This is a genomic window from Pelagibius sp. (assembly GCF_028281305.1).
Taxonomy (GTDB): domain Bacteria; phylum Pseudomonadota; class Alphaproteobacteria; order Kiloniellales; family Kiloniellaceae; genus Pelagibius.
On the sequence record NZ_JANQKD010000078.1, the window covers coordinates 1 to 12,809 of the forward strand.

13 protein-coding genes and 1 tRNA gene are annotated in these 12,809 nt (G+C 64.0%); all 14 read right to left on the reverse strand.

Translation table 11 applies throughout. The features are described from left to right. A partial coding sequence (locus tag Q0982_RS14975; protein ID WP_299396852.1) for an NADH-quinone oxidoreductase subunit M occupies positions 1 to 957 on the reverse strand: 957 nt, incomplete at its 3' end. Positions 958 to 964: 7 nt separating this feature from the next. Further along, positions 965 to 2,914 carry an NADH-quinone oxidoreductase subunit L gene (nuoL, locus tag Q0982_RS14980; protein WP_299396854.1) on the reverse strand — a complete coding sequence of 650 codons (1,950 nt, stop codon included), beginning with the start codon at positions 2,912 to 2,914 and terminating at the stop codon, positions 965 to 967. Positions 2,915 to 2,924: 10 nt separating this feature from the next. After that, positions 2,925 to 3,236, reverse strand: coding sequence for an NADH-quinone oxidoreductase subunit NuoK (nuoK, locus tag Q0982_RS14985; RefSeq protein WP_367575451.1), 312 nt, complete (start codon positions 3,234 to 3,236; stop codon positions 2,925 to 2,927). A gap of 4 nt (positions 3,237 to 3,240) precedes the next feature. After that, positions 3,241 to 3,855 carry an NADH-quinone oxidoreductase subunit J gene (locus Q0982_RS14990; RefSeq protein ID WP_299396855.1) on the reverse strand — a complete coding sequence of 205 codons (615 nt, stop codon included), beginning with the start codon at positions 3,853 to 3,855 and terminating at the stop codon, positions 3,241 to 3,243. Between the two features lie 110 nt (positions 3,856 to 3,965). Continuing rightward, on the reverse strand, positions 3,966 to 4,454 hold the full coding sequence (nuoI, locus tag Q0982_RS14995; protein WP_299396857.1) for an NADH-quinone oxidoreductase subunit NuoI: 489 nt from the start codon (positions 4,452 to 4,454) through the stop codon (positions 3,966 to 3,968). Positions 4,455 to 4,526: 72 nt separating this feature from the next. After that, positions 4,527 to 5,555 carry an NADH-quinone oxidoreductase subunit NuoH gene (nuoH, locus tag Q0982_RS15000; RefSeq protein ID WP_299396870.1) on the reverse strand — a complete coding sequence of 343 codons (1,029 nt, stop codon included), beginning with the start codon at positions 5,553 to 5,555 and terminating at the stop codon, positions 4,527 to 4,529. Between the two features lie 4 nt (positions 5,556 to 5,559). Beyond that, positions 5,560 to 7,638: an NADH-quinone oxidoreductase subunit NuoG gene (nuoG, locus tag Q0982_RS15005; protein WP_299396858.1), complete on the reverse strand. Its 2,079-nt coding sequence runs from the start codon at positions 7,636 to 7,638 to the stop codon at positions 5,560 to 5,562. Between the two features lie 10 nt (positions 7,639 to 7,648). Next, positions 7,649 to 8,935 carry an NADH-quinone oxidoreductase subunit NuoF gene (gene nuoF, locus Q0982_RS15010; RefSeq protein ID WP_299396860.1) on the reverse strand — a complete coding sequence of 429 codons (1,287 nt, stop codon included), beginning with the start codon at positions 8,933 to 8,935 and terminating at the stop codon, positions 7,649 to 7,651. Further along, complete coding sequence (gene nuoE, locus Q0982_RS15015; protein ID WP_299396861.1) at positions 8,935 to 9,615, reverse strand: NADH-quinone oxidoreductase subunit NuoE; 681 nt, start codon at positions 9,613 to 9,615, stop codon at positions 8,935 to 8,937. The genes nuoF and nuoE overlap by 1 nt, the downstream gene beginning before the upstream one ends. Next, on the reverse strand, positions 9,612 to 10,790 hold the full coding sequence (locus Q0982_RS15020) for an NADH-quinone oxidoreductase subunit D (protein ID WP_299396863.1): 1,179 nt from the start codon (positions 10,788 to 10,790) through the stop codon (positions 9,612 to 9,614). The genes nuoE and Q0982_RS15020 overlap by 4 nt, the downstream gene beginning before the upstream one ends. Beyond that, the gene (locus Q0982_RS15025; protein ID WP_299396865.1) at positions 10,790 to 11,413 is read right to left on the reverse strand and encodes an NADH-quinone oxidoreductase subunit C; all 624 of its coding nucleotides are present in this window, start codon (positions 11,411 to 11,413) and stop codon (positions 10,790 to 10,792) included. Before Q0982_RS15025 ends, Q0982_RS15020 begins: the two co-directional genes overlap by 1 nt. Before the next feature lie 42 nt (positions 11,414 to 11,455). Then, a complete protein-coding gene (locus Q0982_RS15030; protein ID WP_322097039.1) occupies positions 11,456 to 12,025 on the reverse strand; it encodes an NADH-quinone oxidoreductase subunit B family protein in 570 nt (189 codons plus the stop codon). Further along, positions 12,016 to 12,381: an NADH-quinone oxidoreductase subunit A gene (locus Q0982_RS15035; RefSeq protein ID WP_299396866.1), complete on the reverse strand. Its 366-nt coding sequence runs from the start codon at positions 12,379 to 12,381 to the stop codon at positions 12,016 to 12,018. The genes Q0982_RS15030 and Q0982_RS15035 overlap by 10 nt, the downstream gene beginning before the upstream one ends. Positions 12,382 to 12,711: 330 nt before the next feature. Then, positions 12,712 to 12,788 (reverse strand) — tRNA-Asp (locus Q0982_RS15040). Positions 12,789 to 12,809 lie beyond the last annotated feature (21 nt).

The window sequence follows — 12,809 nt, forward strand, 5'->3', positions numbered from 1 at the left end:
GGTCACGAAGCCCATGTGGGCGACCGAGGAATAGGCGATCAGCTTCTTCATGTCCTCCTGGGCCAGGGCCACGAGGGAGGTATAGATCACTGCGATGACGGAGAGGCCGAAGACCAGAGGCGCGAAGAAATCGGACGCCAGCGGCATCATCGGCAGCGAAAAGCGCAGGAACCCATAGCCGCCCATCTTCAAGAGCACGCCCGCCAGGATGACCGAACCCGCCGTCGGCGCCTCCACGTGGGCATCCGGCAGCCAGGTATGGACCGGCCACATCGGGATCTTCACGGCAAAGGAGGCGAAGAAGGCCAGCCACAGCCAGGCCTGCATGGAGGCCGGGAAGCCGTGGGCCAGAAGCGTCGGGATGTCGGTGGTGCCGGCATCGAAGTACATGGCGAGGATCGCCAGCAGCATCAGCACCGACCCCAGCAGGGTGTAGAGGAAGAACTTGAAGGCCGCGTAGACGCGCCGTCCGCCGCCCCAAATGCCTATGATCAGGAACATCGGGATCAGCACACCTTCGAAGAAGATGTAGAAGACGACGAGATCGAGCGCGCAGAACATGCCCACCATCAGCGTCTCAAGCACGAGGAAGGCGACCATGTATTCCTTCACCCGCGTCTGGATGGCGTTCCAGCTTGCCAGCACGCAGAGCGGCGTCAGCAGCGTGGAAAGCAGGACGAACATCATCGAAATGCCGTCGACGCCCATGTGGTAGCTGATGTTGAAGGCCGGGATCCAGTCGACCCGCTCGACAAACTGGAAGTCGGCCGAGTTGCGGTCGAACTCGGTCCACAGGAAGAGCGAGACGACGAAGGTCACGAAGGACGTCCAGAGCGCCATGTAGCGGGCATTCTTCGCCACCACGGCCTCATCTTCGTGACGCCCGATCAGAAGAATGATGAGCGCCCCTGCCAGCGGCAGAAAGGTGATCGTCGAAAGAAGCGGCCAGCCCGTCATCGTGTGATCACCCCAACTGACTCAAGACGTACCAGGTGACCAGGATCACGACCCCGATCAGCATGGCAAAGGCATAGTGGTAGACGTAGCCGCTCTGCAGCAGCGAGGCGCGGCGCGCGAGATTGCGGGTCGTCGCCGCAATCCCGTCTGGACCGAAGCCGTCGATGACGGCGCCGTCGCCGCCCTTCCAGAGACCGAAGCCGAGGAGGCGCGCCGGGCGCACGAAGACCCGGTCGTAGAGCTCGTCGAAGTACCACTTGTTGAAGGAGAAGAGGTACAACGGCCGCAGCGAACGCGCCAGTTGCCCGGGCATCTCCGGCGCGCGGATGTACATCAGCCAGGCGATGGCAATGCCGATCAGGCCGGCCACCAGCGGCGAGGCCTTGACCCAGAAGGGCACGTGATGCGCCTCTTCCACCGTGTTGTTACCCGGCAGCACCAGCAGGGATTCACCCCAGAAGGCCTCCATGCCGTCGCCGACGAAGAAGTAGTACATACCGCCGCCGGCGATCACCGCACCCAGCGCCAGGAAGTACAGCGGGATCAGCATCACCTGCGGCGACTCGTGGATGTGGCTCATCACCTCCTGGGAGGCGCGCGGTTTGCCGTGGAAGGTCATGAACATCAGGCGGCAGGAATAGAAGGCTGTCATCGCCGCAGCGGAGACCCCAACGATGAAGGCGAAGGTGCCATGGCCGGAGTGATCGGCATAGGCGGCCTCCACCACGATGTCCTTGGAGAAGAACCCGGCAAAGCCGATCGGCGTTCCCGGTATGCCGATCCCGAGCAGCGACAGGGTCCCGATCCACATCAGGATGTAGGTCATGGGGATCATCTTGTAGATGCCGCCCATCTTGCGCATGTCCTGCTCGTCGGACATGGCATGGATGACCGAACCGGCGCCGAGGAACAGCAGCGCCTTGAAGAAAGCGTGGGTCATCAGGTGGAAAATCGCCGCCGAATAGGCCGAGACGCCGATGGCGAAGAACATGTAGCCGAGCTGCGAGCAGGTCGAATAGGCGATGACCCGCTTGATGTCGTTCTGGGTCAGACCGACGCTGGCGGCAAAGAACGCAGTGAACGCGCCGATGTAGGTGACCAGTTCGAGCGCCGTGGGCGAATACTCGAACATGGGCGACAGCCGCGCCACCATGAAGACGCCCGCGGTGACCATGGTGGCGGCATGGATCAGGGCGGAAACCGGGGTCGGGCCCTCCATGGCGTCCGGCAGCCAGGTGTGCAGCCCAAGCTGCGCCGACTTGCCCATGGCGCCGATGAAGAGAAGGATGCAGATGATGGTCAGCGCGTGGCCCTCGATCCCGAAGGCGACGAACTGGGCATCGGCCATGCCCGGCACGGCGGCGAAGACCTCATCGAAACCGGCGGCGCCGAAGAGCACGAAGGCGCCGCAGATGCCGAGCGCAAAGCCGACGTCGCCGACACGGTTGACCAGGAACGCCTTGATGGCCGCCGCGCAGGCACTGGGCCGCTCATACCAGAAGCCGATCAGCAGATAGGATGCAAGACCGACGCCTTCCCAGCCGAAGAACATCTGCACGAAGTTGTCGGCCGTCACCAGCATGAGCATGAAGAAGGTGAAGAGGCTCAGGTAGGCGAAGAACCGCGGCTTTGCCTTATCGTGCGACATGTAGCCGACGGAGTAGATGTGCACCATGGAGGAGACCCAGGTGACGACCACCAGCATAACCGCCGTCAGGGTGTCGACCCGCAAGGCCCAGCTCACCTCGAAGCTGCCGGAGTCGATCCAGGTGAAGAGTTCCGTGGTGCGCGCGTTACCCGCAATGGCAACGTCGTAGAAGACGATGCCGGAGAGGATCGCCGAGATCACCAGCAGGCCGCAGGTGACCAGCATGGAGATCCGGTCGCCGATCCAGGCACCGAAGAAACCGGCAATGATCGCGCCCAGGAGGGGCAGCAGGACGATGAGTTGATCCATGGCCCCTGCCCTAACCCTTCATCATGTTGATGTCTTCGACCTCGATGGAACCGCGGTTGCGGAAGTAGACCACGAGGATCGCCAGGCCAATGGCGGCCTCCGCCGCAGCGACGGTCAGGACGAACATGGCGAAGACCTGCCCCACCAGGTCCTGCAGGTGGGTCGAGAAGGCAACGAGGTTGATGTTGACCGCCAGCAGCATCAACTCAATGGACATGAGGATGATGATGACGTTCTTGCGGTTGAGGAAGATGCCGAAGATCCCCAGGGTGAAGAGGATGGCGGCGACGGTCAGATAGTGGCCAAGCCCGATTTCCAGCATCCGCCTAGACCCCGCTGCCCGTCGGAACCTGCTTCACCTCGACCGCTTCCTCGCGGGTTCGGCTGGTCTGCTCGGCGATGGACTGGCGGCGCACGCCTTCGCGCTGACGCAGCGTGAGCACGATGGCGCCGATCATCGCCACCAGCAGGATGAGGCCGGCGGCCTGGAAGAGATAGACGTACTCGGTGTAGATGACGTTGCCGAGAGCGCGGGTGTTGTGCAGCTCGCCCGCCGGGGCTGCGGGCACCGCGGCAAGGGTCTCGGCCTCCGGCGCCACCACCCAGGCCGCGCCGACCAGGACGAGTTCCGCCAGGAGGATCAGCCCGATCATCGCCCCCAGCGGGAGATACTGCATGAAGCCCTCGCGCATCTGCACGAAGTTGATGTCCAGCATCATCACCACGAAGAGGAAAAGAACGGCGACGGCACCCACGTAGACGACCACCAGGATCATGGCGAGGAACTCGGCCCCCATCAGCACGAAGAGGCCGGCCGAGTTGAAGAACGCCAGAATCAGGAAGAGAACGGAGTGCACCGGGTTGCGCGAGGTGATCACCATCACGCCGGCAGCCACGGTGACGGCCGCAAAGAGGTAGAAGGCCAGGCCCTGCAGGATCATTGCCGGCCTCCTTCCGCCATCGCCCTGGAGCTCCCGCCCAGGGCACTCGCTACTGCGCGCACGGTACTTCCCCCAATCACATGCCCATTCGATGCGCCCCAGGCCGCGTCTTAGCGGTAGGGCGCATCCAATTCAAGGTTCTGAGCGATCTCGGTTTCCCAACGATCGCCGTTATCCAGCAGTTTTTCCTTGTTGTAGAAGAGCTCCTCGCGGGTTTCCGCCGCAAACTCGAAGTTCGGCCCCTCCACAATGGCATCCACCGGACAGGCTTCCTGACAGAAGCCGCAGTAGATGCACTTGGTCATATCGATGTCGTAGCGCGTCGTGCGCCGGCTCCCGTCGGCGCGCGGCTCGGCCTCGATGGTGATGGCCTGAGCCGGACAAATCGCCTCGCAGAGCTTGCAGGCGATGCAGCGCTCTTCGCCGTTTGCATAGCGCCGCAGCGCATGCTCGCCGCGGAACCGCGGGCTCAGAGGCCCTTTCTCGTGCGGATAGTTCAAGGTCACCTTCGGCTTGAAAAAGTACCGAAGCGTCAATGACATGCCTGAGACCAGCTCGCTGAGCAAAAGGCTCTTCAGGCCACGCTCCATCATGCCCATGTCGTTGCTCCTGCCATCATGGCGTGATCACGGTCGGCACGCCGCGGGCCGGTTTTTTTTCACATCCGCCTCTCACGACTGGGGCACCAGATCGAAGGTGATGAGCACACCCGCGGTCAGAACCACCCAGAACAGCGAGAAAGGCAGAAACACCTTCCAGCCCAGGCGCATCAGTTGGTCGTAGCGGTAGCGCGGGAACGTCGCCCGCACCCAGAGGAAACAGAACAATACGAAGGCGATCTTCAGAGCCAGCCAGATCGGCCCGGGAATCCAGTTGAAGGGCGCGATATCGAAGGGTGGCAGCCAGCCGCCGAGGAAAAGGATCGCCGTCATCGCGCTCATCAGGATCATGTTGGCGTACTCGCCGAGGAAGAAGAGCGCGAAGCTCATGGAGGAATACTCCACCATGAAGCCCGCCACCAGCTCCGACTCGCCTTCCGGCAGGTCGAAGGGGGAGCGGTTGGTCTCGGCCAGGACCGAGATGAAGAAGATGACGAACATCGGGAACATCGGCAGCCAGAACCAGCTGAAGATCCCGTAGGCCCCGTCCTGCGCGCGCACGATCTCCGTCAGGTTCAGCGAGCCCACCAGCAGCAGCACGGTGATGATGACGAAGCCCATGGAGACTTCGTAGGACACCATCTGTGCCGCCGAGCGCAGGGCGCCGAGGAAGGGGTACTTCGAGTTGGAAGCCCAGCCCGCCATGATGACGCCGTAGACGCCGAGCGACGAAATCGCGAAGAGGTAGAGGATCCCGACGTTGATATCGGCCAACACAAGGCCGTAGTCGAAGGGGATCACCGCCCAGCCGATCAGCGCCAGAATGAAGGTCAGCATGGGCGCCATCAGGAAGACGATCCGGTTGGCGCCGGACGGCAGGATCGTTTCCTTGAACAGCAGCTTCACCGCATCGGCGATGGGCTGCAGCAGGCCGAAGGGACCAACGACATTGGGGCCCTTGCGCAGCTGCATGGCGGCGATGACCTTGCGCTCCGCGTAGGTCAGGTAGGCAACGCCCAGCAGCAGCGGCACCAGGATCGCCAGGATCTTGCCGAGCATGAAAATGCCCTGGCCGAGCGGGTCGGTGGTGAGGAATTCCATCAACTCAGCCATGGGTTCCGGTCGCCTCCCCCTTGGCGCCCAGACCGAAGGCCTCGGTGCACTCGGCCATGGTCTCCGATGCCCGGCTGATCGGGTCGGTCATGTAGAAATTGCCGATTGGCGAGACGAAGGGCTCGCTGCCCATCGCACCGGCCTGTCCAAAGTCGCCCCAGGCGGCCGGCTCGATCTGGTCGATGGCGGCAAAGAGCGGGTTGGCCTCGATCAGTGCCTGGCGCAGTTCACCCAGATTGTCATAGGGCAGGCGCTGGCCGACCGTTTCGGACAGCGCGCGCAGGATCGTCCAGTCCTCCCGCGCCTCGCCGGGCGGGAAGCTGGCCAGGCGCGCGAGCTGAACCCGCCCTTCGGTGTTCACGTAGGTGGCGTTCTTTTCGGGATAGGCCGCGCCCGGCAGGATCACGTCGGCGCGGTGGGCGCCGGCGTCGCCGTGGTGGCCCTGGTAGATCACGAAGGGCCCCTCGCCCGGCCGGCCGAGGCGGCTCATGTCGATCTCGTCGGCGCCCAGCAGGTAGACGGCGGCGATGGTGCCGTCGGAAGCACCTTGAAGGATGCCCTCCAGGTCGCGGCCGCCGGATCCCGGCAGGAAGCCGAGGTCAAGGCCGGCCACACGCCCCGCCGCCGTATGCAGCACATTGAAGCCGTTCCAGCCCTCCCCGATCATGCCGAAACGCTCGGCCAGCTTGCGGGCGGTCGCAAGGACCGCTGCGCCGTCATCGCGCGCCAGGGCACCCATTCCGAGGATCAGCATCGGCCGCTCGGCCTTTTCAAGGACCTCGGCGAAGGCGCCGCGGCCCTCGGCAAGCTCAGCCAGGCTGTCGGGGCCGGCGCCGAGATAGTCGTAGGGGAAGGTCAGGTCGACCCGCTGGCCGATGAGCCCTGCCTTGATGCCGCCCATCAGGAAGCGCTTGCGCAGCCGCGCGTTGACCATGGCTGCTTCCCAGCGCGGGTTGGTGCCGATCAGCAGCACCGCGTCGGCCTGTTCGATCCCGGCAATGGTGGTGTTGAAGAGGTAGCCGGCACGGCACGATGCATCGAGCTTCGCACCGTCCTGGCGGCAGTCCAGATTCTGCGAGCCGAGACCGTTCATCAGCTGCTTCAGCGCGAACATGGATTCCGCATCGCAAAGGTCGCCGGCGACCGCGGCGATCTTGCCGCCGTCCAGGCCTTTCAGACGCTCGGAAATCGCCCTGAAGGCCTCGGCCCAGGAAACCGCTTCCAGGCGCCCCTCCCCGTTACGCAGGTAGGGCCGGTCGAGGCGCTGCCGGGCCAGCCCGTCGCAGGCATGGCGGGTCTTGTCGGAGATCCACTCCTCGTTGATCTGCTCGTGCAGCCGCGGCAGGACGCGCATCACTTCGCGCCCGCGGGTGTCGATGCGCACGTTCGATCCCACGGCATCCATGACATCGATGGAGTCGGTCTTGCGCAGCTCCCAGGGCCGCGCCGAAAAGGCATAGGGCCGGGAGGTCAGGGCGCCGACCGGGCAGACATCGACCATGTTGCCCGAAAGCTCCGAGTTGACGGCCTTCTCGAGCGTCGTGATCTCCGCGTGCTCGCCGCGGTTCACCAGACCGATCTCCTCGACGCCCGCCACCTCGGTGGCGAAGCGCACGCAGCGCGTGCACTGAATACAGCGCGTCATGATGGTCTTGATGAGCGGGCCCATGTACTTCTCAGTGACCGCGCGCTTGTTCTCCTGGTAGCGACTGCGGTCGAAGCCGTAGGCCATGGCCTGGTCCTGCAGGTCGCACTCCCCGCCCTGATCGCAGATCGGGCAGTCGAGCGGATGGTTGATCAGCAGGAACTCCATCACGCCGTTGCGCGCCTTGCGGACGGTGTCCGTGTTGGTCTTGATAACCATGCCCTCGCCCACGGGCATGGCACAGGACGCAATCGGCTTGGGCGCGCGTTCCATCTCCACCAGGCACATGCGGCAGTTGCCCGCGACCGAAAGGCGGTCGTGATAACAGAACCGCGGAATCTCGACGCCGGCAAGCTCGCAGGCCTGCAGCACGGTCAGGCCGTCCGAAACCTCGATTTCTTTGCCGTCGATCGTCAGCTTCGGCATTGCTTTCCCCCTACTCCGCCGCCTGCTGGGTTTTCTTGAAATCCAGAATGCGCCGCTCGACTTCCGGACGGAAGTGGCGCAGCAGACCCTGGATCGGCCAGGCCGCCGCATCACCCAACGCGCAGATCGTATGCCCCTCGACCTGATAGGTCACGTCCAGGAGCGTGTCGATCTCTTCGACTTCCGCATCGCCGCGGATCATGCGGGTCATCACCCGGTACATCCAGCCCGTGCCCTCGCGGCAAGGCGTACACTGGCCGCAGCTCTCGTGCATGTAGAAGTGCGACAGGCGGGCAATGGCGGCCACGATGTCGGTCGACTTGTCCATGACGATGACGGCAGCGGTGCCGAGGCCGGACTGCGCCTCGCGCAGCGAGTCGAAGTCCATCAGGATGGTGCTGCAGGTGCTGGCCGGCAGACACGGAACCGAGGAGCCGCCGGGAATCACCGCCAGCAGGTTGTCCCAGCCGCCGGTTACGCCGCCGGCGTGTTTCTCGATGAGCTCCTTCATCGGGATGCCCATCTCCTCCTCCACGTTCAACGGCTTGTTCACGTGGCCGGAGATGCTGAAGATCTTGGTACCGGTATTGTTCGGGCGGCCGAGCCCGGTCCACCACTCCACCCCACGGCGCAGGATCTCTGGCACCACGGCGATGGTTTCGACGTTGTTGATGGTGGTGGGGCAGCCGTAAAGGCCGACGGCGGCGGGGAACGGCGGCTTCAGGCGCGGCTGGCCCTTCTTGCCTTCCAGGCTCTCCAGCAGCGCCGTCTCCTCGCCGCAGATGTAGGCGCCGGCGCCACGGTGGAGATAGATGTCGTAGTCGTAGCCGCTGCCGGCGGCGTTCTTGCCGATCAGGCCGGCCTCGTAAGCTTCGTCGATGGCCTTCTGGACCTGGGAGCCTTCGTGGAAGTACTCGCCGCGGATGTAGATGTAGCAGGCCTTGGCCCCCATGGCGAAGCCTGCGACCAGACAGCCTTCGAGCAGGCGGTGCGGGTCGTTGCGCAGAATCTCCCGGTCCTTGCAGGAGCCCGGCTCGGACTCGTCGGCGTTCACCACCAGATAGGCGGGCCGATCGCTGCTCTCCTTCGGCATGAAGGACCACTTGAGGCCGGTCGGGAAGCCGGCGCCCCCGCGCCCGCGCAGCCCCGACTCCTTGACCATCTCGATGATATTCTCGCGGCCCAGTTCCACCAGCTTCTTGGTGTTGTCCCAGACGCCGCGCTTGCGGGCACCGGCAAGGCTCCAGTCGTCCTGGCCGTAGAGGTTGGTGAAGATGCGGTCCTTATCGCTCAGCATCAGTCCGCCTCCCCCGGATTGGGACCCGGGCTGCCCCCCGGACTGGCCCCCGGACTGGCCCCCGGACGGGCCCCCGGACTGCCGGCATCCAACAGGGTCTGCGGCCCGCCCTCCGGCGCCGAACTCAGCCGCCCGGTCTGCGATCCGACAGGCACCTCTTCTCCGGCGCGCAGTTGGTCGATGATCTCGGCCATGCGCTCCGGCGTCAGATCCTCATAGTAATGATCGTTGATCTGAACCATCGGCGCGTTGGCGCAGGCGCCGAGACACTCGACCTCGATCACACTGAACAGGCCGTCCTCGGAGACCTCGCGCAGCCCGACGCCCAGCTTCTTCTTGCAGGTCTCGGTGATCCCGTCGGAGCCGCGCAGCCAGCATGGTGTGGTCCGGCAGACCTGGATGAAGTACTTGCCGACCGGCTTCTCGTTGAACATCGAGTAAAAGCTGGCCACTTCGTGCGCACGGATCGGCGCCACGTCCAGATAGTTGGCGACATACTCGATGGCAGGGACCGACAGCCACCCGCCGTTCTGGCGCTGCGCCAGATCGAGCAGCGCAATCATCGCACTGGACTGACGGCCCTCTGGGTAGCGGGCCATGATGGTCTTGGCGCGTTCGTCGTTCTCTGGCGTAAAGGCGAAGTCGGCGCTGTCGCCTGTGGGAAAGCTTGTCGTCCTCATCGGTCCACCTCACCGAAGACGATGTCCATGGACCCGAGGATGGCTACGCTGTCGGCCAGCATGTGGCCCTTGCACATGTAGTCCATGGCCGCCAGATGCGCGAAGCCCGGTGCCCGGATCTTGCAGCGGTAGGGCCGGTTGGTGCCGTCGGACACCAGATAGACGGCGAACTCGCCCTTCGGCGCCTCGACGGCGGCATAGGTGTCGCCCGGCGGCACGTGATAGCCTTCGGTATAGAGTTTGAAGTGATGGATCAGCGCTTCCATGGAGCGCTTCATTTCGCCGCGCTTGGGCGGCGTGATTTTGTGATCGGCAACCTGCACCGGCCCCACCGGCATCTTCTCGATGCACTGGCGCATGATCCTCAGGCTCTGGCGCATCTCCTCGATACGGACCAGATAGCGGTCGAAGCAGTCGCCGTTCTTGCCCACGGGAATGTCGAAGTCGAGATCCGCGTAGCAGTCGTAAGGCTGAGACTTGCGCAGGTCCCACGGCACCCCGGAGCCCCGCAGCATGGCACCGGAGAACCCCCAGTCCTCCGCCTCTTCGCGGGAGATGACGCCGATGTCGACGGTGCGCTGGCGGAAGATGCGATTCTCAGTCAGCAGCCCTTCGATGTCGTCAATGACGCTGGGGAAGGTCTCGCAGAAGGTCGCGATGTCCTCCAGCAGACCCGCCGGCAGGTCCTGGTGCACGCCGCCCGGCCGGAAGTAGGCCGCGTGGAGGCGCGCGCCGCAGGCCCGCTCATAGAACTCCATCAGCTTCTCGCGCTCCTCGAAGCCCCAGAGGATGGGGGTCATGGCGCCGACGTCGATGGCGAAGGTGGTGATGTTCAGCAGGTGGTTGAGGAGGCGCCCGATCTCGCAGTAGAGCACGCGGATGTACTGGCCGCGCAGCGGCACCTCGATCCCCAGCAGGCGCTCCACGCCGAGAGCAAAAGCGTGCTCCTGGTTCATCGGCGCCACGTAGTCGAGCCGGTCAAAATAGGGCACGGCCTGCAGATAGGTCTTGTACTCGATCAGCTTCTCGGTGCCTCGGTGCAGCAGCCCGATGTGCGGGTCGGCGCGCTCGATTATCTCGCCGTCCATCTCCAGGACCAGGCGCAGCACGCCGTGGGCGGCGGGATGCTGTGGGCCGAAGTTGAGCGTCAGCGGCTTGATCTGGACTTCGCCCATCAGGCGCCCTCCTCCTGGGTCTTCTCGGCCTCGGCCTTTTCATCGCCCGGCAGGCGCAGCATGCCCTCCCAGGGGCTGAGGAAATCGAAGTGCCGGAACTCCTGCTGCAGTTTCACGGGCTCGTAGACAACCCGCTTCTGCTGTTCGTCGTAGCGCACTTCCTTGAAGCCGGTAAGCGGGAAGTCCTTGCGCAGCGGATGTCCCTCGAAGCCGTAGTCGGTCAGAATGCGGCGCAGGTCGGGATGACCGGCGAAGAAGATGCCGAACATGTCCCAGGCCTCGCGCTCCATCCAGATCGCCGAAGAGAACACGCCCGCGACCGAGTCGACCGGGCTGCGCTCGTCCGTGGTCAGCTTGACGCGGATGCGCTGGTTCAGCTTGAGGGACAGGAGGTTGTAGACCAGCTCCAATCGGTCCGGCTGTTCCGGCCGGTCAACGGCCGTGATGTCCATAAGCTGCTTGAACTGGCAGTTCTGGTCGTCACGCAGAAGCGTCAGCACCTTTATCAGCGATGCCCGGGTGGTCAGCAGGTTCAACTGGCCGTAACCGATCTCCTGCCCCTGCAGGTCATCGGCCAGGGCCGTCGAAAGATACTCGCCAAGATCCCGCAGCGCTTCGATCATCGGATTTCGGCTCTTTCTGTTAAAGACAGTGTCGACTGCCGCTCAGCGAACGATGGCTGCAGAGCGTTTGATCTTCTTCTGCAGCTGAATGATGCCGTAGAGCAGCGCTTCGGCCGTCGGCGGGCAGCCCGGAACGTATATGTCGACGGGTACGATCCGATCGCAGCCCCGCACCACCGAATAGGAATAGTGATAGTAGCCGCCGCCGTTGGCACAGGAGCCCATGGAAAGCACCCAGCGCGGTTCCGGCATCTGGTCGTAGACCTTGCGCAGCGCAGGGGCCATCTTGTTGGTGAGCGTCCCGGCGACGATCATCACGTCGGACTGCCGCGGGCTCGGGCGGAAGAACATGCCGAAACGGTCCAGGTCGTAGCGGCTGCAGGCGGTGTGCATCATCTCCACAGCGCAGCAGGCCAGCCCGAAGGTCATCGGCCAAAGAGACCCGGACTGGGCCCAGGCGGCCAGCTTGTCCATCTGGGCGACCACGAAACCCTTGTCGGAAATCTCCTCGGCAACCCGGCTGATCACAGCGTCCTGGGCGGCCCCAGGGGCCAGGGGCGAGTCGCTGCGGGCAGCGGCGGCCGCGGAGGGGTCCAATCGCTCTACTCCCATTCCAAGGCTCCCTTCTTCCACTCGTAGATGAAGCCGATCGTCAGGATCCCCAGGAAGATCACCATGGACCAGAACCCGAAGAGCCCGATGTCGCCCAGGGCCACGGCCCAGGGAAAGAGAAAGGCGACTTCAAGATCGAAAATGATGAAGAGGATGGCGACGAGATAGAAGCGGACGTCAAACCGGCTGCGGGCGTCGTCGAAAGCCTCGAAGCCGCACTCGTAGGCAGAGACCTTTTCGGAGTCCGGGCGCTGCCGGGCCAGGATGTAGGAGGCAGCCACGATCAGCACCGCAAGAGCCACCGCGATCCCGAGAAACATCAGGATCGGCAGGTACTCAGCCAACAAAGCATTCATGCTTCACTCTCCTGCCCGCCATTGAAGGCGTGTCTTTCCGGCCGGCTTTGTGATGATTTAAGTGCAGCAAACCAGCGAAGGTTTACTGCCGCAAGCAATGCTGCAATGCAAGGTCATTCGTCCGGCGCAACTCCCATCGCCGTCATATACTGGAAATATAGGGCGGAAGGGATTCCCGGGAAAGCGTCAATCCCCCTGATTTCGGGGCCGCGCGTCCTTCTGTCGCGCGGACACGGCAAGGGCCTCGGACCGCCCTCTACCGGGCCTTTCCTGGGTCTTTCCTCGGTGGAGACCCCGGGGTCCGGCGTTACGCTGAAATGGTAGGGGAGATGGCGGGAGTGACGGGACTTGAACCCGCGGCCTCCGGCGTGACAGGCCGGCGCTCTAACCAACTGAGCTACACCCCCGTAGCTGGGACGCGGTGATGT